General features: G+C 51.5%; 16 protein-coding genes. 9 read left to right on the top strand and 7 right to left on the bottom strand.

The annotated features are described in order from the left end of the window. Positions 1-112: 112 nt before the first annotated feature. The 8 genes from acrD to A0G03_RS09035 all read left to right on the top strand — a co-directional run bounded on the left by acrD (position 113) and on the right by A0G03_RS09035 (position 9,748). Positions 113-3,223 carry a multidrug efflux RND transporter permease AcrD gene (gene acrD / locus A0G03_RS09070; protein WP_048262829.1) on the top strand — a complete coding sequence of 1,037 codons (3,111 nt, stop codon included), beginning with the start codon at positions 113-115 and terminating at the stop codon, positions 3,221-3,223. Positions 3,224-3,546: 323 nt separating this feature from the next. After that, positions 3,547-4,026, top strand: coding sequence for an Hcp family type VI secretion system effector (locus A0G03_RS09065; protein WP_048262828.1), 480 nt, complete (start codon positions 3,547-3,549; stop codon positions 4,024-4,026). A 30-nt stretch (positions 4,027-4,056) separates the two neighbouring features. Further along, positions 4,057-4,758 carry a hypothetical protein gene (locus A0G03_RS09060; protein WP_048262827.1) on the top strand — a complete coding sequence of 234 codons (702 nt, stop codon included), beginning with the start codon at positions 4,057-4,059 and terminating at the stop codon, positions 4,756-4,758. Positions 4,759-4,818: 60 nt separating this feature from the next. Next, the gene (locus tag A0G03_RS09055; protein ID WP_241771520.1) at positions 4,819-5,157 is read left to right on the top strand and encodes a hypothetical protein; all 339 of its coding nucleotides are present in this window, start codon (positions 4,819-4,821) and stop codon (positions 5,155-5,157) included. A 288-nt stretch (positions 5,158-5,445) separates the two neighbouring features. Then, positions 5,446-7,191, top strand: coding sequence for an alkaline phosphatase (locus tag A0G03_RS09050; protein ID WP_048262822.1), 1,746 nt, complete (start codon positions 5,446-5,448; stop codon positions 7,189-7,191). Between the two features lie 12 nt (positions 7,192-7,203). Continuing rightward, positions 7,204-7,683 carry a hypothetical protein gene (locus A0G03_RS09045; protein ID WP_048262821.1) on the top strand — a complete coding sequence of 160 codons (480 nt, stop codon included), beginning with the start codon at positions 7,204-7,206 and terminating at the stop codon, positions 7,681-7,683. A gap of 8 nt (positions 7,684-7,691) precedes the next feature. After that, positions 7,692-8,384: an ABC transporter ATP-binding protein gene (locus A0G03_RS09040; protein WP_048262819.1), complete on the top strand. Its 693-nt coding sequence runs from the start codon at positions 7,692-7,694 to the stop codon at positions 8,382-8,384. After that, positions 8,381-9,748, top strand: coding sequence for an FtsX-like permease family protein (locus A0G03_RS09035; RefSeq protein WP_048262817.1), 1,368 nt, complete (start codon positions 8,381-8,383; stop codon positions 9,746-9,748). The genes A0G03_RS09040 and A0G03_RS09035 overlap by 4 nt, the downstream gene beginning before the upstream one ends. A 142-nt stretch (positions 9,749-9,890) precedes the next feature. Here A0G03_RS09035 and A0G03_RS09030 read toward each other — a convergent pair whose 3' ends face one another. From A0G03_RS09030 to A0G03_RS09010, 5 genes are all read right to left on the bottom strand, one after another. After that, a complete protein-coding gene (locus tag A0G03_RS09030; RefSeq protein WP_048262815.1) occupies positions 9,891-10,940 on the bottom strand; it encodes an asparaginase in 1,050 nt (349 codons plus the stop codon). 300 nt (positions 10,941-11,240) lie between these two features. Beyond that, positions 11,241-12,077, bottom strand: coding sequence for a 5-dehydro-4-deoxy-D-glucuronate isomerase (kduI, locus tag A0G03_RS09025; RefSeq protein ID WP_048262813.1), 837 nt, complete (start codon positions 12,075-12,077; stop codon positions 11,241-11,243). A gap of 11 nt (positions 12,078-12,088) precedes the next feature. Then, positions 12,089-13,045 (bottom strand): 2-keto-3-deoxygluconate transporter, encoded by a 957-nt coding sequence (gene kdgT, locus A0G03_RS09020; protein WP_048262811.1) that lies wholly within the window; start codon positions 13,043-13,045, stop codon positions 12,089-12,091. Between the two features lie 361 nt (positions 13,046-13,406). Then, positions 13,407-14,195, bottom strand: a complete 789-nt coding sequence (locus A0G03_RS09015; protein ID WP_048262808.1) for an IclR family transcriptional regulator — start codon at positions 14,193-14,195, stop codon at positions 13,407-13,409. A gap of 227 nt (positions 14,196-14,422) precedes the next feature. Continuing rightward, complete coding sequence (locus tag A0G03_RS09010; protein ID WP_048262806.1) at positions 14,423-16,756, bottom strand: Tex family protein; 2,334 nt, start codon at positions 16,754-16,756, stop codon at positions 14,423-14,425. A gap of 350 nt (positions 16,757-17,106) precedes the next feature. Here A0G03_RS09010 and A0G03_RS09005 point away from each other — a divergent pair, with 350 nt between their 5' ends. Further along, positions 17,107-18,390, top strand: coding sequence for a citrate synthase (locus tag A0G03_RS09005; protein ID WP_048262804.1), 1,284 nt, complete (start codon positions 17,107-17,109; stop codon positions 18,388-18,390). A 93-nt stretch (positions 18,391-18,483) separates the two neighbouring features. Here the strand turns inward: A0G03_RS09005 and A0G03_RS09000 are convergent, their stop codons facing one another. Then, on the bottom strand, positions 18,484-20,151 hold the full coding sequence (locus A0G03_RS09000) for a methyl-accepting chemotaxis protein (protein WP_048262802.1): 1,668 nt from the start codon (positions 20,149-20,151) through the stop codon (positions 18,484-18,486). 455 nt (positions 20,152-20,606) lie between these two features. Then, a complete protein-coding gene (olsF, locus tag A0G03_RS08995) occupies positions 20,607-22,322 on the bottom strand; it encodes a bifunctional ornithine lipid synthase OlsF (protein WP_048262800.1) in 1,716 nt (571 codons plus the stop codon). Positions 22,323-22,465: the final 143 nt, after the last annotated feature.

Genomic DNA, 22,465 nt, shown 5'->3' with positions numbered 1-22,465 from the left:
TTACCTTGTATGCAGGGTTTTCTCTGGGTTGAATGAACCCGATTCTGTTCGATTATAAGTAGGCTGCTCATGAAGCAGCCACATTAAAATATGGCTGAGGAGTGTAGAAGCGATGGCGAACTTTTTTGTCGACCGTCCTATTTTTGCGTGGGTGCTGGCTATCCTTCTCAGCCTGTGCGGTATGTTGGCGATCAAGTCATTACCGCTAGAACAGTACCCTGACCTGGCTCCGCCCAGCGTAAGGATCACGGCTAGCTACCCCGGCGCGTCGGCGCAGACGCTGGAAAATACCGTGACGCAGGTTATCGAGCAGAGTATGACCGGGCTGGATAACCTGATGTACATGTCCTCGGACAGCAGTAATACCGGGCAAGCCCGAATCATGCTGACCTTCGAAGCGGGCACCGATCCCGATGAAGCCCGTCAGCAGGTGCAAAATCAACTTCAATCCGCTACCCGTAAGCTGCCGCAGGAAGTGCAGCAGCAGGGCGTCACCGTAAGTAAAACTGGCGACACCAATATCCTGATGGTCGCGTTTGTCTCTACTGATGGCAGCATGGACAAGCAGGATATCTCCGATTATGTCGCGACGAATATTCAGGAGCCGATCAGCCGCATCAGTGGCGTGGGCGAGGTCGATTCCTACGGATCGCAGTATGCGATGCGCATCTGGTTGGATCCGGCCAAATTGATGGATTACTCGCTGACGACCAGCGACGTCGTACGGGCTATCGAATCGCAAAATAGTCAGGTCTCGGTAGGGCAAGTCGGCGGCGTACCGTCGGTGGATAATCAGGCGCTCAACGCCACGATCAACGCACAATCTCTGCTACAGACGCCGCAACAGTTCCGTGATATCACGCTGCGCGTCAATCAAGATGGCTCTGCCGTCACGCTGGCCAATGTTGCGGAAGTGGAACTCGGTGCCGAACGTTATGATTTTCTCAGCCGCTTTAACGGTCAGGCTGCATCTGGGCTGGGCGTTAAGTTAGCGTCTGGCGCTAACGAACTGGAAACTGACAAGCGCGTCAGAGAACGTATCGAAGAGTTGTCGCATTACTTTCCCCACGGGCTGGAAGCCAAAATTGCCTTCGAAACGTCCCCTTTTGTTAAAGCCTCCATTACTGATGTGGTGAAAACGCTATTTGAAGCGGTGCTGCTGGTCTTTTTGGTGATGTACCTGTTCTTGCAGAATTTCCGCGCCACGCTGATTCCCACGATTGCAGTACCGGTGGTGTTGCTCGGTACGTTTGCCGTGCTGTATGCCTTCGGCTTTAGCCTGAACACGCTGACGATGTTCGCGATGGTGCTGGCGATTGGCCTGCTGGTGGACGACGCCATCGTGGTGGTGGAGAACGTAGAGCGGGTGATGAGCGAAGAGGGACTCTCACCGCGGGAAGCGACGCGAAAATCGATGGGGCAGGTGCAGGGGGCGTTAGTCGGGATTGCGCTGGTGCTGTCCGCCGTGTTTGTGCCGATGGCCTTTTTTGGTGGTACCACGGGGGCGATTTACCGTCAGTTCTCCATCACGATTGTCACATCAATGATTCTGTCGGTGCTGGTGGCGATGATTCTGACGCCCGCACTGTGTGCGACGCTGCTCAAGCCGCTCGCCAAAGGCCAGCACCACGGTCGTAAAGGATTTTTCGGCTGGTTTAACCGGAGCTTTACCCGTACGTCGCTGGGCTATGAGCGTGGCGTCGGCAAGATATTGGTAAACAGCGGACGCTGGCTGCTGCTTTATATGGGCATCATCGGGATTATGGCTTTCCTGTTTTTCCGACTGCCAACCTCGTTTTTGCCACAGGAAGATCGGGGCGTGTTCACGACTCAGGTACAGCTTCCACCTGGGGCGACGCAGCAGCAGACCTTACAGGTGGTCAACAAGATTGAGCAGTATTACCTTACGCAGGAAAAGAACACCGTGACGTCCGTGTTTTCCACCATCGGCTCAGGGCCGGGCGGAAATGGGCAGAACGTGGCGCGGCTGTTTGTGAGTCTTAAAGACTGGAACGAACGCACCACGCCGGAGAGCAGTTCGTTTGCCGTCATCGAACGCGCCACCAAAGAATTTCGCAAGATCAAGGAAGCACGCGTGTTCGCCAGCAGCCCACCGTCTATTAATGGTTTAGGCAGCGCTGCGGGTTTCGCTATGCGGTTGCAGGATCTCGGTGGGCTGGGGCACGATGCGCTGATGGCCGCGCGGGATCAACTGCTGAATATGGCTGACAGTAACCGCGAACTGACGCGTGTGCGCCATAACGGTCTGGATGACAGTTCGCAACTGCGGATTCATATCGATCAGCGCAAAGCACAGGCGCTGGGTGTGTCGATAGACGACATTAACAGCACGCTGAAAACGGGCTGGGGGTCGACCTATGTGAATGACTTCCTTGACCGTGGCCGAGTGAAGAAAGTCTACGTGCAGGCGGCAGCGAAGTTCCGCATGCTGCCGGACGACATCAGTAAATGGTATGTGCGTAACAACAGCGGCGGTATGGTGCCGTTCAGCGCGTTTGCACAAACCGTCTGGGAAACCGGATCGCCGCGCCTTGAGCGCTACAACGGCTATTCGTCGCTGGAGATTGTCGGCGAGGCGACGCCGGGCGTCAGTACCGGTACGGCGATGAATATTATGGAATCGCTGGTGGAGAAGCTGCCGGAAGGCTTTGGGTTGGAATGGACGGGGATGTCCTTGCAGGAGCGCCTGAGCGGGGCGCAGGCTCCGGCGCTGTATGCGATTTCACTGCTGGTGGTGTTCTTGTGTCTGGCTGCACTGTATGAAAGTTGGACGGTGCCGTTCTCCGTCATGCTGGTAGTGCCGATGGGCGTACTTGGCGCGCTGGTGGCGACCTGGGCACGCGGTCTGGAAAATGACGTCTATTTTCAGGTTGGGCTACTGACGGTGGTCGGGTTATCGGCGAAGAACGCCATCCTGATTGTAGAATTCGCCAACGAGATGAATCAGAAAGGGAAGGATCTGGTTGAGGCCACGCTGGAGGCTTCCCGCCAGCGGCTGCGACCAATATTGATGACATCGCTGGCGTTTATCTTCGGCGTATTACCGATGGCGACCAGCAGCGGTGCAGGCTCAGCCAGCCAGCATGCGGTAGGAACGGGCGTGATCGGCGGCATGCTCGCCGCCACCTTCCTCGCCATCTTCTTCGTGCCGCTGTTCTTTGTCGTCGTGCGCCGCCGCTTTCCGTTGAAGGAGAAAGTATGATGGAGCTACAGTAGTTGCCTTCGTCATTAATAAAGACGAGTAATGCACTTATCTGACTACTCTCTTAACGGTGCGTGGTCAGACAACAATTTCATCGTCTGTGTGTGATGCAATTAACCTGAAACTGGTGAGTACATTCATTACAGCGTGCTACCAAATAAATATGTGTGAAATTATTTATTCCGTATTTCATAATCATGCGTATTAGATATACGGCTGCTAAGTAAAAGCAGTAATGATATTATCTTTGATCTCTAAAATAATTTATGATAAAAGTTTAGTTAGGATGTATTAACTTTCAAGGGAATGAATAGGAGTAGTAAATGGCTAGTGTTATCTATTTAAAAATTAACGGTGAGAGACAAGGCCTCATATCGGCAGGCGCATCCTCTGTAGATTCGATTGGCAATAAATATCAATCAGGGCATGAGGATGAAATTTTCATATATGAGTTAATGAATCAATTTACGCGACTGGAAAATGTATCTCTTCATCCTGTTGATATAAGAAAACCAATAGATAAATCCACGCCGCTTTTAGCCCAGGCTTTGAATGATAAAGAAAAATTAAATTGCGAATTTTTATTGTATAGAACGTCATCCTTAGGTGGGCATGAAGTTTTTTTTAAAATATCTTTAAAAGATGCGATCGTTAACGATATTCGTTATTTTTATCCCAACTCATTGACGGATAATGATGGTCAACCTCAGGAAAATGTATCATTTAAGTTTTCATCAATAACACTGGAGCATGTTATTGCTCGTACGAGTAGTTATATGCTGTGGAGTGATTCAATTTATTGATTTTTAGAAATCCAAGGACGGATAAAGTAAATGAGTAAGCGATCAGAAATATTGGATGTCAATCAGGTAATATCAGCGAAGTATGGTATCATTTACACCGAAATATTAGGTTGGGTAGATTTGGGGCATGCATCAGGTGATGACATCAGGCGTATTTTGTCTCAAATGGAATTAGGTGAAAGTAAACTCGATAAGTTTTATCATATTCGTTATGAACAAAACATGTTCGTTAAACGAAAGCTGGCAGGTACTGCTAAGTACAGTCTTTGGAAAATACGCCGAGGACGCTTACTATCTGAACGACATAGTATCGCTCTTGCTATGATGATGAGAACTGGCATGGCATTTGAAGGAATGCAAGATAGTTGGCCTTTTAGCTGGGCTACAGACAGTGGCTTTAGTGGAGAAGACCTTGTGTCCGATTTGCTTGGGTTTTATCGAGCAATCCATGGTAAAAATTATCTTTCGGACTTAAAACCTGTTAGCAAAAGTGAGTCAATTAAACGATGGGATTATTATGGCGCTATTGGCAACTTTAAGAATAAAGGGTTTAAGCCTTTGTTGTTTCCTGATCCATCAAAATCACCAAACGCGAGACCTTATCCAGGTGAATTACCCAGTTTTATGAAATCAGTGAAGCCATATTCAAATTTCGACTCTGGGGATGTTACCATTATCAATGACAGTGATTCTGGAATATATTTAAACGATAGGAGAGTGTATGGGAGTTAATAATAAAATCGTTTTTTTTTTACTTCCATAGCGATAATAGTATGTGTTTTTTTCAAATTATTGACTATTGATAGTATTTCTTACAAAAGAGAAAATTGGTTTTATGACTGTTTCTTCTCAATGGAAGTGATAAGGGAAGTTCCCCTTGTCTCCCAGAACTACGCTATAACTTATTCAGCCCGTGATGGTAACAAACCTGAGACGAACATACTGTTTTTTACGGGAGCGAGCGATCGGTTTGAGCTTGAAAAATACTTAATAGCTAAGCGGTTTGTGCCTGAAGTCATCGACGTTAATACGGTTCGTTGGCATTCGCCAGATTATAGTGAATATGATGTTTACCTGAGTTTTTACCCTGATAAAGAAGAAATTATCATGGCGGCAGTCAGCCTTGACTAGGGGCATTGAATATATATCCGCAATAATTAACGCTGTATGTGCGTTGGCTTTCCCGATTACCATCTTAGTGGGTATGATTGGTGCAGTTTGTGTGGATACGACCAGTGGAAACTGGAACGTGCACGTATGTGAAACTTATTCGCTGTGCTCATCCAGCGAGCTAACGCCTGTGCTTCGTCACCACGCCTTTGTAGCGTTTTTATTACAAATTTTGTATTTGAGTCATCAAACTGTAAAAAAAGGTAACTACGTTATGTCCTGCTAAACTACGCAACCAAGGACATAACAATGAAAGCTCGCTGGTTACTGCCTTTACTGATTTCTGCTGCGCTGCCAGGAATGGTGCAGGCTCAGGCCATTTATCCCATTGACCGCGCCACCATGTTGGCGGGCGGGAAATTCGATTTTAAAGTCGAGTTTGATGAAGTACTCAAGCCGGAAGATATTCGCATTCTGATCAACGGCAAAGATTACCAGCAGGTGCTGGGCAAAACGGCCTCATTTGTTGAGCGTGAAGATGGCGGCAACGTTTCCACTGTCTGGCTGCGAGACGTAAACCTGCCAGAAGCTGGCAAGTATGTGGTAGAAGCGGAAGCCAAAGGCAAAAAGACCCAGGTGAACTGGGACGTCTATTCAGCGTCTGGTACGCGTAAAGCCAAGAACGTCATTCTGTTCATCGGCGATGGCCTGTCCGTTGCGCACCGTACTGGCGCGCGCATCCTGTCTAAAGGGGTGACGGAAGGGAAAGCGGATGGTCGTCTGGCGATTGATGACCTGCAATATATGGCGTTTGGCGGTACTTCCAGTACTGACTCCATCGCGGCCGACAGCGCCAACACCATGAGTGCTTACATGACCGGTCACAAATCCGGTGTGAATGCGCTGGGTGTGTACGTCAGCCGTAGCAAAAATTCACTGGATCACCCGAAGCAAGAAACGTTGGGTGAACTGCTGACCCGTTCTACCAAGATGTCTGTCGGCGTGGTCAGCGATGCTGAACTTCAGGATGCCACGCCAGCCGCAGTCGTTTCTCACACTCGCCGTCGCGCGGATAAAGCCGAAATCGTCGAGATGTTCTACAACGTGCAGCCTACGGTCATGTTGGGCGGCGGTTCTGCCTACTTCCTGCCGAAAAGCACGCCGGGTTCAAAGCGTAAAGACGAAACCAACTACGTTGAGAAATTCCAGCAGGCGGGCTACTCACTGGTTACCGATGCGGATTCACTGAAGAAAAACGCGTCACAGGCCACCAAGCTGCTGGGGCTGTTCCACACCGGCAATATGGATGGTGTGATGGATCGCCGTTTCCTGAAAAACGACGTAGCCAAGAAATTCCCCAACCAGCCTGACCTGACTGAAATGACGCAGGCGGCGCTGGATGTGCTGTCCAAAAACAAAGACGGCTTCTTCCTGATGGTGGAATCTGCGCTGATCGACAAAGCGTCTCACCCGCTGGATTGGGAACGTGCGTTTACTAACACCATCATGCTGGATCAGTCTGTCGCGATCGCCAAGAAGTTCGTGGAGAAAAACCCAGATACGATGATTATCGTAACGGGCGACCATACGCACGGTCTGTCTATCATCGGTACAGTCGATGACAGCAAACCAGGCACTGAGATGCGTGAGAAAGTCGGCGTGTATGAAGACGCAGGCTATCCGAACTATAAAGACGACAACAAAGACGGCTACCCGGATGATTTGAACGTCTCTAAACGTCTGGCGGTGTTCTTCAACAACTACCCAGACTATTACGAAACGTTCCGTCCGAAGCTGGATGGTCAGTTCGTTCCTGCTATCAAGAACGAAAAAGATGAATACGTTGCTAACAAAGCCTACGAGAAAGTGCCGGGTGCGGTGTTCCGTGAAGGGATCCTGCCACGTTCTTCCGACACGGGCGTTCATGCCGTTGATGATATGGTGATTCAGGCTAGTGGCCCGGGTGCAGAGCGCATTCGTGGTTACATGGAAAACACCGATCTGTTCCGCGTGATTGTTGATGCACTGGCGGTGAAACCGCAAGACAAGAAGTAATCCTACGACGCTATGAATAATGCGAAATGTAGCAAAGCGGGGGCAACCCCGCTTTTATTCTCTTGGCTGCGTGCGGTGCTGATGCTCCTCCTCCTCGGTGGTATCGCCCCAGTGAAAGCCGCGCAGTCTGAACTCTCCTTCGATAAGCTGTATGCCTCTTACGGTGTGCTGGGTCTGGAATTCTCCAATGACGTCAAAGCACTCTCCGGTAAACGGGTAAAGATGCACGGCTTTATGGCACCGCCGCTCAAGGCTGAGTCACAATTCTTTGTATTAACTAAAATGCCGATGGCGCTCTGTCCCTTCTGCTCGTCTGATGCGGACTGGCCCGAAGATATTGTCGTCGTCTATCTCGCCAAACGTCAGACCTTCGTACAGAACAACACCATGATTGAGGTGGAAGGTGTGCTGGAGCATGGATCGTGGACCGATCCTGAAACGGGTTTTGTCAGCCTGCTGCGACTGCGTGAAGCCACGTTCGATACCCTTTAGGAGCGCTGATGGCTGAGTTATTGATTCAACACCTGAGTGTGACCTTCCCCGATACGTCAGAGGCCGTGCTGGATATTCCCGCGCTGTCGATTCGTTCTGGCGAACGGGTGGCCGTGATGGGGCCTTCTGGCTCCGGTAAGACCACGTTGGTGAATGCCATTACTGGCATGGATCACAGCGGAACGGGTCAGGTGCAGTGGGAAAAGCAGGACATTTGGCAGTTGAAAGAAGCGGAACGCGACCGCTGGCGGGCAAAACATATCGGGCTGGTGATGCAGGATTTCCACCTTTTTCCCGGCCTGAATGCGATAGAGAACGTCTTGCTGCCCGCGCAGTTTCACTACTGGCGGATACCTGCATCGCTCAGGCAGCGGGCGGGAGATTTGCTGGCACAAGTCGGACTGGATACGGGAAAACGTCCGGTTGAGGTGTTATCACGCGGCGAGAAGCAGCGGGTTGCGGTCGCGAGAGCCTTGCTGAGAAATCCAGATATCATTGTCGCCGATGAACCGACGGCGAGTTTGGACGCACAGAGCGGTGAGCAGATCGCTGATCTGCTGGTGACGCTGGCGCGCGAGAGTCGTGCGACGCTCATTGCCATCACGCACGATGCACGTTTGGCATCGCAGATGTCGCGCTGTATTCAACTGGAAAAAGGACGCCTCGTGGCGGACACTCTGTATCAGGAGGATCGTGCATGATTCCATGGCGTCTTATCTGGGTAGACTGGCGTCGGCTCTGGCCGGGCGTGCTGGTTGTCGTATTGCTGATCGCGATGGCGACAGCGTTAAGTATTTCGGTGAGTTTGCAGGAAAGAGCATTGCGCATGGGCAGTGCCAAAGCGGCCGATCGTTTCGATTTGGTGATTGGTGCGCCGGGAAGCGAAACGCAACTGGTGCTGTCGTCCGTGTTCCTGCAACCGTCTGCATTGACGTTGATTCCTGCGCAGGTGTTGACGGATTTGGAGAAGAACCCGCTGGTCGCGTGGGCGGCTCCGGTCGCGTTCGGTGATTTCTATCAGGGGATGCCGATTATCGGCACCACGCCGCCTCTGGTCACGGATAACGGCAAGCGACAGCTCACCGCCGGACGCGTGTTCAACGACGGCTTTGAAGCGGTAGTCGGCGCGCAAACGGGGCTGACGGTGGGGAGTAAATTTAGCCCTATTCATGGTCAGGTGGGAACGGAAGGGGCGCACGCGCACGATGACGTTAGCTACACCGTTGTCGGTGTGTTACCTGCTGACGGCAGTGCGTGGGATAAAGCGATTCTGGTGCCGGTAAATGCCGTGTGGCGAGTGCACGGGATCCATCCACCGCATGATGCAGATGATGCGCATCACGATGAACATGACGGGCATACGCATGATGAAACCGCACATGCGGAAGGCGACCAACATGCCGATGAACATCACAATGAAGCCCATCCAACTGAAGATGGCGATCATCATGATGATATCGCGCATCCGGCTGCGGCAGCACATGATGACGATCATAGTGATGCGGAAGCACATGAGCACAAACACCAGGCGGGATTGCCTGCGATTGTCGTGAAACCGAAAACGATCGCTGGCGCTTATCAACTGCGCTCGCTGTATCGCAGCAACACGACGCTGGCCGTGTTCCCCGGTGAAGTGTTGGTGAGGCTCTATTCGATGCTGGGCGATATTCGTGAACTGCTGACTTACATCTCGCTAGGGACGCAGGGATTGGTGGGGGTCGCTGTTGCGATGGTGGCGGTTATCCACCTGCGGCAGCGGCAGAAACAGATCGGTGCACTCCGTGCATTTGGCGCACCGCGCTACGGCATTTTTACGCTGATTTGGAGCGGGCTGATGTCACTGGTGAGCGTTGGCGTGCTAGTGGGTGTCGGTCTGGGCTACCTTGCTGCACAGGCTATTGCTGTGGTGATGAGCGAGAAAAGCGGTTTTGTCCTGCCGGTGACGCTGGAATGGGAAGATATCCACTTCGTCCTGCTCCTGTTGCTGGTTGCCGCTGTTGTCCTCACCATTCCGGCCATGCTGTCTTATCGTCAGTCTCCGGCAACGGCACTGCGAGGGGAATAAGTGTGTAGCAGGTAATTGCGGCGTGCACCGTCGGAAATGACGGTGCACGTGTGCATCCATACTGAAACTAATACGTTGTTTTAAAAGGTATCTCGCAGATTGGCGCTGCGGGATACCCCCATTATTACGGTTTACTCTGCTCTTACTGCTCGAAATAGGTGCGGATTTTTTCGATGTCGTCGCCGTTAGATAACGCCAGCGAAAGCAGAATGCGTGCTTTTTGCGGGTTGTAGAATCCGCTGCCGATTGCCCCGTCTTTCTTCTTATCGGTTACATAGCCGCTGCCGGTACGCGTACTGATCACTACCGGAATGCCTTTCGCTACCGCTTTCTTGATGTCTTCTTTGATTCGTGTAGGCGTCGCGCCGTTGCCGCTACCCGCGATAATGATGCCTTTTGCGCCCTGTTCAATGGCGGCATTCAGCAGACCACTGTCTTGATCCTGATAGCCGTAGAGAATGTCGACCTTCGCCAGAGTTTCTTTATTGCTTACGTCAAAGAATGGTTTGTTCTCAGGGGCAGCAGGCTGGTAAAAGAAGCGCGGAACGCCGCCGTAGAATGCGCCCAGATAGCCTTGTTCATTGGCTTTGAACGTGTCCAGCGCCGTGGCATTGGTTTTGGTGGTGTAGAATGCGGAGCCGATGCGATCGTTCAGCAACACCAGCGCGCCGCGTTTTTCCGCGTTCCTGCTGGTTGCCAGCGTGACGGCTTCCAGCAGGTTCATAGGACCATCCGCGCTGATGGCAGTGGCGGGACGCATTGCGCCGACGACAACCACCGGTTTCTCGCTTTTTACCGTCAGATCCAAGAAGAACGCGGTCTCTTCCAACGTGTCGGTGCCGTGAGTAATGACGACGCCGTGCGTATTTGAATCGCTTAGCTGTTTGTTAATCGCTTTGGATAGTTTTAACAGGATCGCTTGATCGATATTTCCGCTGGCGGTATTGGCGATCTGCTCGCCTGTCACCGTAGCGACATCGGCAATAGGCGGTACCGCGTTCAATAATTCCTGGATGCCGATAGCGCCCGCTTTATAACCTGTCGTCGCCGTATTGGATTCTGCCTTTCCGGCAATAGTGCCGCCAGTCGCGTAGATAGTGACGCCAGGTTTGACGTCATCGGCCAGCAGTGCATGAGATGACAGCATCAGGCAAGCGGCAGTGATAGTGCGGGTGATAAATGAGAGTTGCATTTGCAGGTCCTTGTTTTTTGGTATGGGAATACAAGAACAAAAGCAACTTCTGTACCAATGTTAACTCATCTGTTAGTCAGCTAATTAATTGCGGATAGTCTTTGGTTTGGTGCACGGCGTGGGGCGCTGGCGGCTGTATTGCACCGCAATGGTGAAGGCTGCGGCATCGACGTGGAATGAGCGGTGCTGCTAAACGACAGGACGGCTCCGTGCCGGTAGAACGGGATTACTGAAACCAGATAAAGAAACAGGGTGAACGGGATTCACCCTGATTTACTCTATCGACACAATGCCAGAGGCTTAGCGTAAATCCCGCATCGCGATATGGTCCATATCGTCAAACGTCAGATTTTCGCCGATCATGCCCCAAATAAAGGCGTAGTTTTTAGTGCCGACGCCAGTGTGAATCGACCAGCTTGGGGAGATAACTGCCTGTTCGTTATGCATCACCAGATGACGCGTTTCATGCGGCTCGCCCATCATATGGAAAATAATGGTGTCTTCCGCCATATCAAAATAGAAGTAAACTTCCATTCTGCGTTCATGAGTATGCGTCGGCATTGAATTCCAGTTGCTGCCTTCCGCCAGACGCGTTAACCCCATGCTCAACTGGCAGGTTTCCACCACTTCCGGCACCAGATATTTGCAAATCGTCCGTTTGTTGCAGGTCGTGACGTCTCCCAACGGTGCTTTGATGGCGTCATCTTGTGTGATAATGCGTGTCGGGTAAACGGCATGAGCCGGTGCGCTGTTGTAGTACAGTTTTGCTGGTTTAGCCTTGTCCAGACTACTAAATGCTAAGGCTTTGGCTCCTTTGCCGACATAGAGCGCTTCCTCGTTGCCAACCTGGTAGCTTGTGCCGTCGATAACGATTTTTGCCGGGCCGCCGATATTGATCAGCCCCAGTTCGCGCCGCTCAAGAAAATAGTTCACGCCAAACTGTTTGCCGATACCGTCATCAAACGTTATCTCGCCATCTACTGGCATAATCCCACCCACAACAATGCGGTCAATGTGGCTGTAAGTCATGGTGTAGTGGTTTGGCGTGAAGATTTTCTCAATGAGAAATTTCTTTCTCAGCTCGGTAGTATCAAGCGTTTTCGCATGTTCACTGTGTACACTCTGTCGTACGTCCATTCTGTTACCTTCTATGCGTGTTTAGGTGAAAAGCGTTTTGCCCATAATGCCGTAATGATGGGCACCAATACTGACGTCACAATGACGCTGGTGGCGACTAACGCTGTCGCCTGTTGAGCGACTGGCGCGAACTCTGGAGCCATATTCGCGATCAGAAGGGGAGTGGCGACGGCGGCACCTGCGCTGCTGGATGCGGCCACGCCTGCGGTTCCATTACCGCCGCCGATAAATTTATCCGCGATAATCAATGGAATACCGGTAACAATAATCACCAATACGCCGAGGAAGATACCTGCGAAGCCCGTTTGGAGGATCACCGATAAGTTAATGGTGTTGCCTAGCGCAAAGGCGAAGAAAGGGATCAGCGTTTGTACTGAATTGCCGAACAGCTTTCTCAAGTCCGGGTCCAGGTTGCCCAGCGTAAAACCAATCAGGAAAGGCAGTACGGCACCGACAAATAACTGAGGTTCAAAAGTAGCGATACCGCTGGCACCCAGAATGACCATCGTCATCAACGGACCCGATTCCAGAGACATCAGCACGAAGGCACCGGCTTCTTCTTTCGAACCGTATTGGTTCATCAATGCGGCGTACAAACCACCGTTAGTCATGTCCATTGCTGCGACCAGCGCAAGAACGGAGATCCCAGCCAGCAAACCATTTTGGATACCGTCTCCTGGCAAGAATGTACCCGCGAACAGTGCAACAACCCAGGCCGTAGCGAGTTTTGTCACTACCAGAACGCCTGATTTTTTCAGCATCGTTCCTGTCGCTTTAAGCTCAATGGATGCGCCCATGCAGAAAAACCAGACTGCCAGAATAGGGATAGTACCAGTAATAAGACCGTTGCTGAAAGAACCTAAATATTTCCCAGCCCCCGGCGTAAAGGTATTACAGAACGCGCCCAAAAAGAGCGGGACCAGCATTAATCCCCCAGGGATTTTATCAATAGCTTGTTTGATTTTCATAAAATTTCTCATCGTAAAAATAGGAATATGTTCAGCCCACCGTCAATAAAGACAGAGAGATTGTTTGTATAAAGTAATAAACAGAGGGGAATAATAACTAAGGTGTTATTACCCAATTTAATTAATTATTGAAGATGGTCATCCTTATTATAAAGTTGATCGTTAATGTTTTTCTTAACCGTAATGTTTATGCGTTCTTTCTGTATTTTGGTGATGGAAAGCCTTCCCGTAATGCTTGGCTAGCTTTTACAGGTAATTATATCGTGACGTATCCGTCACGCTGATATTTTCATGACTATTGCTATGCGAATTTCAATTAATTATGAATTGAAATTCACCATGTCTATTTAAGTGAAATATATTATTTAATATCAATATTCCGACTGTTGATATGTGCGGTGATAGCTTTGCTGGTTTTAATCAGGCTTGCCAGATGCTTCTCTTTTTTTCCGTTAGCATATTGCGATTGCATACCGTTAACGCCGATAGCAGCAATGACGTCGCCATTTTGGTTAAAAATCGGCGCGGCCATGCAGCAGATTTCTTCTATATCTTCGCCGTCGTCTATTGCCCAGCCCTGTTCCTTGACGGTTTTCAGGTGTTGCAGGAAATCTTCTTTATTGGTAATCGTCCGGGGTGTTAAATACTCAAAGGTACAATCGGCAATCAACGATTCAATTCTTTCCTGCGGCAACCAAGCCACGAGCACTTTTCCCAGAGACATACGGTTAAATACAATTTTCTTCCCTTCCCAGGATGTTTTTACGATGGCCTTGGGCGATTCCACTTTACTCAGGAAGAAACCGTTGTCGCCGTCCATAATACCAAGATGGCAGGTCAACTCTGTCTCTTTGACCAGCTCATGCATAAAGTTAATGGTGTCTTTACGCAGGTCAATATTCTTTATTACCAGACCGCCCAGCTCAAATAGTCTCAGCCCCAAAACATAACGTCCATCAGCGCGCTGGCGTAACAGTTGCGTTACCACTAGCACTTCCAATAGATGATGTACGCTGCTTTTGGGTATAGACAAATCAGTGCAAATTTCAGTGAAGCTGGCTTCGTCACGTTTGGCAATGTAGTCAATAACCATCACTAAACGGACTGCTGCTGGCGCTTTACTGTGTTCGAGCTGTCGGAATATATTCATGTTGTTCTATATGTAAAACCACGGTTTCCTATATAGAACAATAATAACGCAACGGTAATTTATTTACCTAGATACAGATCACAAATTAATCGTAAATTGATTGAGTATTTCAATATAAATGAAACTGAGTTTTATTAGGGAAACAGAATAGCGATATTTTGGCAGGAAAGATCCCTGAACTCGTTTTCACAAGGTCAGGGATCTTTTAAATAATGACAGAACGGTGATTAACGTTTTTTAAATGCCGCGGCTAGGGCGTCGCCCATCGCGCTATTGCCTGAGGTTGGTGCGCTGGCCGGACGAGGACGTGATTTACCGGCTGGCTGACGCTGTGAGGTATTGCTATCACCACGTGTATTGCCACCGCCACGACGTGATGCAGTGTCGCCCGGCTGTTCATCAAGTCGCATGGTCAGCGCGATACGCTTACGTTGCAGATCTACTTCCATCACTTTCACTTTCACGATGTCGCCAGCTTTCACCACTTTATGTGGATCGTCGACGAAATGATCGGCCAGTGATGAAATGTGTACCAAGCCATCCTGATGGACACCGATATCGACAAACGCGCCAAAGTTGGTGACGTTGGTGACCGCACCTTCCAGAATCATGCCCGGTAGCAGATCTTTCAAGGTTTCTACGCCATCAGCGAAGCTAGCTGTTTTGAATTCAGGACGCGGATCGCGACCCGGTTTTTCCAGCTCTTTGATGATGTCAGTCACCGTCGGTACGCCGAAACGTTCATCGGTGAAATCCGATGGTTTCAGGTTACGCAGCGCGGTTGGATTCCCCATTAACTCCTGCAACGCCTGTTCGGTCGCGGCCAGAATGCGCTCCACGATCGGATAGGCTTCAGGGTGAACGGTAGAGGCATCCAGTGGGTTATTGCCGTGGTTGATACGCAGGAAGCCCGCACACTGTTCAAAGGCTTTTGGCCCCAGACGGCTGACTTTCAGCAGCTGTTCGCGGTTGTGGAAGCGGCCATTCTCATCACGCCAGGTCACAATATTTTGCGCCATCATGCGCGTCAGCCCTGCAACACGTGTTAACAGCGCCACGGACGCGGTATTCAGGTCAACGCCGACGGCGTTTACGCAGTCCTCGACCACCGCATCCAGTTTCTTCGCGAGCTGGCTCTGGCTCACGTCATGCTGATACTGGCCAACACCGATGGATTTTGGATCGATCTTCACCAGTTCCGCCAGCGGATCCTGCAAACGACGGGCGATAGATACCGCACCGCGCAGTGACACATCCAGATCGGGGAATTCCAGCGCAGCCAGTTCGGACGCAGAGTACACCGACGCACCGGCCTCACTGACGATCACTTTCTGCGCGTTGATATCTGGGAACTGTTTTTGTGTGTCGAGGAAGAAGCGCTCGGTTTCACGCGATGCGGTGCCGTTACCAATCGCCACCAGCTCAACCTGATGTTTGAGGCACAGTGCGGCGATGATCGGAGCGGCTTTCGCTGCCTGACCGGTATGCGGATAAATGGTGTCGGTCGCGACCAGCTTGCCAGTGGCATCCACTACCGCGACTTTTACGCCCGTACGCAGACCCGGATCGAGACCCATGGTGGCGCGCATGCCCGCAGGCGCGGCCATCAGCAGGTCATGCATGTTACGGGCAAAGACGTTGATCGCTTCGTCTTCGGCCTTTTCACGCACGCTGCCCATTAACTCGGTTTCAAGGTGCAGCAGCACTTTGATGCGCCACGTCCAGCTAATGACGGTGCGTCGCCAGCTGTCTGCTGCCGCATTGCCTAGCCGCAGATTCAGATGGTCGATAATAATCTGTTCGCAGTAACTCTCACGCGGGGCTTCTTCGTGCTGTGGATCGGCGTTCAACGCCAGTTGTAATACGCCTTCGTTACGCCCACGGAACATTGCCAGAGCGCGGTGTGAAGGCACCTGAGCAATCGGTTCGTGATGATCGAAATAGTCGCGGAACTTCGCGCCTTCTTCTTCTTTTCCTTCTACGACGCGGGAAACCAGATGCGCGTTTTTCCACAGATAATGACGCACTTTTGCCAGCAGCGTTGCGTCTTCGGCAAAGCGTTCCATCAGGATGTAACGTGCGCCGTCCAGCGCCGCCTTCACGTCTGCCACGCCTTTCTCTGCATCGACATAGGTCTGTGCCGTCAGCTCCGGCTCCTGGCTTGGGTCTTGCCAGAGGCCGTCGGCCAACGGCTCCAGACCGGCTTCAATCGCGATTTGTCCACGCGTGCGGCGTTTAGGTTTATACGGCAGGTAGAGATCTTCCAGCTCGGTTTTGCTCAGCGTGCCGTTAATGGCGGTAGCGAGCTGTGCGGTTAACTTCCCCTGCTCGTCGATGGATTTCAGAATAGTCTGGCGCCGATCTTCCAGCTCACGCAGGTAACCGAGGCGCGTTTCGAGCTGGCGCAGTTGGGTGTCATCCAGCCCGCCGGTCACTTCTTTACGGTAACGGGCGATAAAAGGGACGGTATTTCCTTCGTCCAGCAGGCGGACTGCGGCGTCTACCTGCTCCGTGCGCGCCTGCAATTCGCTGGCGATAAGTTGGCTTAATGAATCATTCATAGGTCTGATATCAGTCGTCATCAAGTTAGTGGAGTAAATAAGTAGTGGAATAAATAAGTCGTAGAGTAAACCAGTGAGGACAGTTATACGGATTGAGCGTGCAAAATGCCAGCCGCCACTGTCTGGAAAGCGAGGACGATAACGATGCTATTCTGCGCAACAATCTTTATCTAAATCAATATTCCGTCAGATTCTTGCAACCCACTTACGATTTTAGCGTATGAAATACGTTGGCTTGTTTCTTTATAAATTGAGTGTCGTTTTAATCTGGGCGTGTAGCACGGGATTACCTATCCAAAGCCCGTGAGAGCGGACGGGACAACATCATTATTCGGGCAGGAGAAAGGTTCATGACAGTCAGAACGTCCACGTTGACGGCAGAAGGGCAGGCAAGTATTGCGCTGGAAATGCGTTCCGGCGTACTGGGGAAAGCGGCTGTGGATATTCGTCCACTCGGTGAACACGGGTTGTGCAGCTATGACCCCGGTTTTGCCAATACGGCAGGATGTGAGTCGGCGATTACCTATATTGATGCAGCGAATAGCGTGCTGCTGCATCGTGGCTTCCCTGTCGAACAGCTTGCCGAGCAGTGCGACTTTACTGAGGTCTGTTACATCCTGCTGCACGGCGATGCGCCTTCACCGGAGGCGTACGCGAAATTTGCTGACAACATCACCCGTCATACACTGGTTCATGAGCAAATTGCCCGGATGTTCAGCGGCTTTCGTCGTGATTCCCATCCGATGGCGCTGATGTGTGCAGTCGTTGGCGCGCTGGCCGCGTTCTATCACGATGTCCTGGATATCGATAACGCGGAACACCGCGAGCTGGCGGCGGTGCGACTGCTGTCGAAAATGCCGACGCTGGCTGCGATGTGCTACAAATATTCCATTGAGCAGCCGTCCGTATATCCTCGCAATTCTCTCTCTTATACCGGCAACTTCCTGCACATGCTGTTTTCGATTCCAGCAGAGAAGTATGAAGTGAATCCGGTGTTGGAACGGGCGATGAACCGCATCCTGATTCTGCATGCCGATCACGGTCAATGCCCGTCCACCATGGCGGTTAGAGCGTCTGGTTCTTCCGGCGCGAACCCGTTTGCCTGCATTGCGGCTGGACTGGCGTCGATGTGGGGGCCGCTGCACGGCGGGGCGAATGAAGCCTGCATGCGCATGCTGGAAGAGATTAAAACGGTTGACCGCATTCCTGAGTTTGTTCGGCGTGCGAAAGACCGTTGTGATTCATTCCGTCTGATGGGATTTGGTAACTCGATCTATCAGCATTTCGATCCACGCGCGGCGATTCTGCGCAAAACCTGTTACGAAGTGCTGAATGAATTGGGCACGGAAGACAGCCTGTTACAGGTGGCGATGGAGCTGGAACATATCGCCATGACCGATGCGTATTTTCTGGAGAATAAACTCTACCCGAGCGTCGATTTCTATACCTCCGTCATCCTGAAAGCGATGGGGCTGCCGCCGTCGATGTTTACCGTCATTTCTACCGTTGGCAGGACGATTGGTTGGGTCGCGCATTGGGATGAAATGCACAAGCAGCAGGAAATCAGCATCTATCGCCCACGCCAAATTTATACCGGACAGCCGCGTCGGGACTATTCTTCTCCGAAGGGATAATACCTTTTAAAAGGAATAATGCTTCTCACATAAAGGACGAATACGATTGCCCCTGATGCCTAGTGCTGCGGCATCAGGGGCAGGGGAAATACGTTAGAATTTTTCCCAGTTATCCTGCGTGTTGCCGACCGGAGCAAGCGCTAAGCGGGTTGGTTGCGCTTTCTTCGCCATCGGCGCGGGGCGTGCTGTTGGCGTGCCGCGCAGGTGGAAATGGTTCATGAGCGTCACCAGATGGGATGACTGTTCGCGCAAGCTGGTTGCCGCATTGGCGGACTCTTCAACCAGCGTCGCGTTCTGCTGGGTGACCTGATCGAGCTGGTTCACTGCATCATGGATTTGTGAAATGCCGGATTCTTGCTCCTGCGTGGTCGTTCCGATCTCGCTGATTAAATCCGCCACACTGCGCGCCTGACGTACCAGTTCATCAATGGTGCTGCCAGTGTCTTCGACCAGACGATTCCCTGCTTCTACTTTCTCGACGCTGGTGTTGATCAGTACGGCGATCTCTTTGGCCGCGGAGGCGGAGCGCTGTGCCAGTGAACGGACTTCCCCTGCTACTACGGCGAAACCGCGACCTTGTTCGCCAGCACGAGCGGCTTCGACCGCCGCATTCAGCGCCAGAATATTGGTCTGGAAAGCGATGCCATCAATGACGCTAATGATGTCTCGGATTTTGTGCGAACTGGTGGAGATCTCTTTCATCGTAATAACCATGTCTCCGAGCGCCTCGCCGCCTTTCGTTGCTGTTTCGCTGGTTTGGCTGGCGAGACGGGTGGCGTTGCGCACGGTATCTGCATTCTGACGAATTGCCTGACTCATCTGCTCCATAGACGCGGCGGTTTGCTGCAAACTGGCGGCTTGTTCTTCCGTGCGTTGGCTGAGATTTTCGCTGCCTGCCTCGATTTGGCTAGAGCCAGAAGCGATAGCTTCGCTGCTCTGCCGTACCTGTTCGACGATATCGCCTAGGTTATGACTCATGTGATGCATGGTGGCTAGCAGGCTGCTGTGGTCGTCTGGTTTGATGTTGATATCGACAGCCAGATCGCCATCGGCTACCTGCCGGGCAATGTGGGTCGCATAAAGTGGTTCACCACCCAGCTGGTTTTTTAACGTGCGGGTAATTAGCCATGCTACGACGGCGGCCATTGCTGTGGCGGCAAGGGAGAGAACCAGCATGATGACGCTGCCGGATTGCGCGCTATGCTGTGCGTGGCTGACAATCTCGTTGGTATCCTGCTGTTGCGAGGCCATCATCGCGTCCAGCACTTTGAACAGTGCGTTTTGCGCAGGTTGCATCTCATTAAGAATAATGGTGTTACCCTGCAGACGCAGTTGTGGATCGGTGGATTGCACCAGCTCCATGGCTTTCAAAAAGGCGGCAAGGTACGGCGGGCGGGTGTCTTGAAACTGCTTCAACAGCGCGCTGGTTGCTTCGGTATCCAGCTGTTGCCCCAGCTTTTTCAAATTGGCGGTATTGCGGGCAATTTGCTCATCGACGAACTGCTTTTCCTGCTTGATTTGTGCAGGGTCGGTGCTGATCGCGATGTTACGGATCAGACGAGCATTGGCATCAAAACCGGCTTTAACCTCTTGAATAAGTAGCATGTTGGCTAACGTGGTGCCGGAAAGCCGGTTGATGTCGTTACCCAGCCCAACCAACTGGAGTCGTCCGAAGAATGCCACCAGCAAACTGATGATGATAACCAGAGTAAATCCCATACCCAACATGTTACCGAGTTTGATTCTGTTCAGCATATTCATAAACATCCTTAATTTTTTGACATGCTACGAAGGCATAACGGAGGGGGCTTGCTATCGTAACCGATGCAAGTAATGACAAGGTTTTATTGCTGTGTTTTGCATTTTCGGGATACATCGATAACTCCCGGATTTAAAAACTTATAGATAAGAATATCTTTAATATTGGCAGAAAAAGCGTTCAGTTGATCACGTAAATTACCGAGAGAGGGATTTCGTATGAAATGTGTGATCTGAGAGGCAAAATGCGGATTTTTACGACATTGGCTAACGGTGATGAGAGAGGCGAAGGGAAGTGGTAACACAGGTTACTTAAGCCTGTTTTTAGGAGAAACACGGGGATGAGGTTCCCGCAGGGAAACCTCGCCCCGTGGTCGCTCCGTGTATCTCGGTTCTGAAGCGATTGGCACGAAGGGGAGTGGTGCGTTAGCTAATGAACAAGCTAACACACCGATCAATCAAGAGGCTTTATCACTGACAAAAGGGGCGATATAGCGCTGATAGCGTGATTCTTTCAACTGTTGCAGGTCGACAAGCACCAGACCGTCGATGCAGTTATTGAAATCGGGATCGATGCCGAAGTCGATAAACCGCACGCCTCCCGGTTCACACAGCTCCGAATACTGCTTGTAGAGCGTCGGGATGGCGCATCCCATATTGCTGAGCATGCTTTTCAACCGCGTGAGATCTTGCTGGTAGTCCGTTCCTTCAAACTGTTTCAGTACGTCAGGCAGCGATGCCGGATAAGGGCGGCGCGACGTTGCCAGCGGCTGATCGGGCGTGAAGTGCAGGCGATAAAAGGCGACCAGCAAATCGCGTGCATGCGGTGGCAACGTGCCGGAAAGCGATACGGGGCCGAACAGATAGCGGTGTCCTGGATAACGCGCCAGATAGGCACCAATGCCCAGCCAGAGATAATCTAGCCCGCGTTTACCCCAGTATTTAGGTTGAATAAAGCTGCGTCCTAGCTCAATGCCTGATGCCAGGATCGGATCCATTTCGTCGCCGTACTGGAACAGACTGTGACTATAAAGCCCACTTTTCCCTTTTTCGGCGATCAGGTTTGCCGTCGAAACGAAGCGATAGGCACCCACAATCTCCAGTTCTCGGTCGTCCCACAGGATCAGGTGCAGGTAGTCATCATCATAGCTGTCTAGATCGCGGCGTTGACCGGAGCCTTCGCCCACCGCTCGGAAGGCGATTTCGCGCAGGCGTCCGAGTTCACGCAACAGCGGCACATAATCTTCTTCACCGCGACGATACAGATAGACCACTTTGCCATCCGGCGTGGTGCCCAGCGTTTCACACGCTGACAGCGCGCGTTTCAGCAGCACGCGGTCTTCGGCCAGCGCAATGGGTTTTTCACCGGCAAAGCAGCCGGGCTTTCCTTGTCCCAATCGATAAACGTGACGCCGGAAGCGAGCTGCCAGATCGTTGGCATTCCATTCACCCTGGCTCCAGGACGCATAAGGAATTCTGGCCCCGATACGCAGCTTGAGCGTTTGCCCGCGCTGGCCGAACATTTCTCTGACCAGCAGGAGGGTGGACAGCGGGCGATAAACCATGGAGGAGAGATAGAACAGTGTACTATTGCGTCCGCCGATATGGATGGGCACTACGGGCGCACGCGCTTTGCTGGCCATGCGGATAAATCCGTTGTGCCAATGACCATCACGAATACCTTGCAGGCTGACGCGTGAAACCTCGCCTGCCGGGAATACGATGATCGCGCCGTCGCCTTCCAGATGTTGCTGGATGGCGCTGATTTGCTGGCGTTTGGTACGGTTATTGAAGTTATCGACGGAAAAAAACAGATTTTTGAGCGGGGCGACATAAGAGAGCAGTTGGCTGGCGACGATACGGACATCGGGCCTGACGCTGGCGACGGTGCGCAATAACGCCAGACCGTCCAGCGAGCCAATCGGGTGGTTGGCAACCAGCACCACTGGCCCTTGGCTGGGGATATTTTCTAAATCCCCCTCGACCATTTCACAATTGAAGTTGAAGTAATCAAGAATCTGTTCGACTAGATCCAATCCTTTCAAATACGGGTAACGCCGCGCAAATTGCTGCATTTCATTTTCAAATAGCAGAGAACGCAAAACTGTTTTCTGCCAAGGTGGCGTATGGCGATGCGGGACAAGATCTTGCAGAATGGCGTCTAAGCTAAACATAAATCGTTCTCCGTAGCTCTCCGTGGCTAAAAGTACGGGATAGAAATGACATATTTATGTCTGTTGATAGATTATTAGCCAAAATTGTAAATCTGTGTAATGAACGCGCGATTTTTTGCACGCGGATATATTGAAGAGCGGCA

Source organism: Pectobacterium peruviense (assembly GCF_002847345.1).
GTDB lineage: Bacteria > Pseudomonadota > Gammaproteobacteria > Enterobacterales > Enterobacteriaceae > Pectobacterium > Pectobacterium peruviense.
This window is presented reverse-complemented; position numbering and strand designations above follow the sequence as displayed.

Coding starts and splice junctions, on each gene's coding strand:
- A0G03_RS09005 (WP_048262804.1), top strand. CDS start 17,107: ATGACAGTCAGAACGTCCACGTTGACGGCAGAAGGGCAGGCAAGTATT.
- kdgT (WP_048262811.1), bottom strand. CDS start 13,045: ATGAAAATCAAACAAGCTATTGATAAAATCCCTGGGGGATTAATGCTG.
- A0G03_RS09000 (WP_048262802.1), bottom strand. CDS start 20,151: ATGAATATGCTGAACAGAATCAAACTCGGTAACATGTTGGGTATGGGA.
- A0G03_RS09045 (WP_048262821.1), top strand. CDS start 7,204: ATGAATAATGCGAAATGTAGCAAAGCGGGGGCAACCCCGCTTTTATTC.
- kduI (WP_048262813.1), bottom strand. CDS start 12,077: ATGGACGTACGACAGAGTGTACACAGTGAACATGCGAAAACGCTTGAT.
- A0G03_RS09010 (WP_048262806.1), bottom strand. CDS start 16,756: ATGAATGATTCATTAAGCCAACTTATCGCCAGCGAATTGCAGGCGCGC.
- A0G03_RS09060 (WP_048262827.1), top strand. CDS start 4,057: ATGAGTAAGCGATCAGAAATATTGGATGTCAATCAGGTAATATCAGCG.
- A0G03_RS09065 (WP_048262828.1), top strand. CDS start 3,547: ATGGCTAGTGTTATCTATTTAAAAATTAACGGTGAGAGACAAGGCCTC.
- A0G03_RS09030 (WP_048262815.1), bottom strand. CDS start 10,940: ATGCAACTCTCATTTATCACCCGCACTATCACTGCCGCTTGCCTGATG.
- A0G03_RS09035 (WP_048262817.1), top strand. CDS start 8,381: ATGATTCCATGGCGTCTTATCTGGGTAGACTGGCGTCGGCTCTGGCCG.
- A0G03_RS09015 (WP_048262808.1), bottom strand. CDS start 14,195: ATGAATATATTCCGACAGCTCGAACACAGTAAAGCGCCAGCAGCAGTC.
- acrD (WP_048262829.1), top strand. CDS start 113: ATGGCGAACTTTTTTGTCGACCGTCCTATTTTTGCGTGGGTGCTGGCT.
- olsF (WP_048262800.1), bottom strand. CDS start 22,322: ATGTTTAGCTTAGACGCCATTCTGCAAGATCTTGTCCCGCATCGCCAT.
- A0G03_RS09050 (WP_048262822.1), top strand. CDS start 5,446: ATGAAAGCTCGCTGGTTACTGCCTTTACTGATTTCTGCTGCGCTGCCA.
- A0G03_RS09040 (WP_048262819.1), top strand. CDS start 7,692: ATGGCTGAGTTATTGATTCAACACCTGAGTGTGACCTTCCCCGATACG.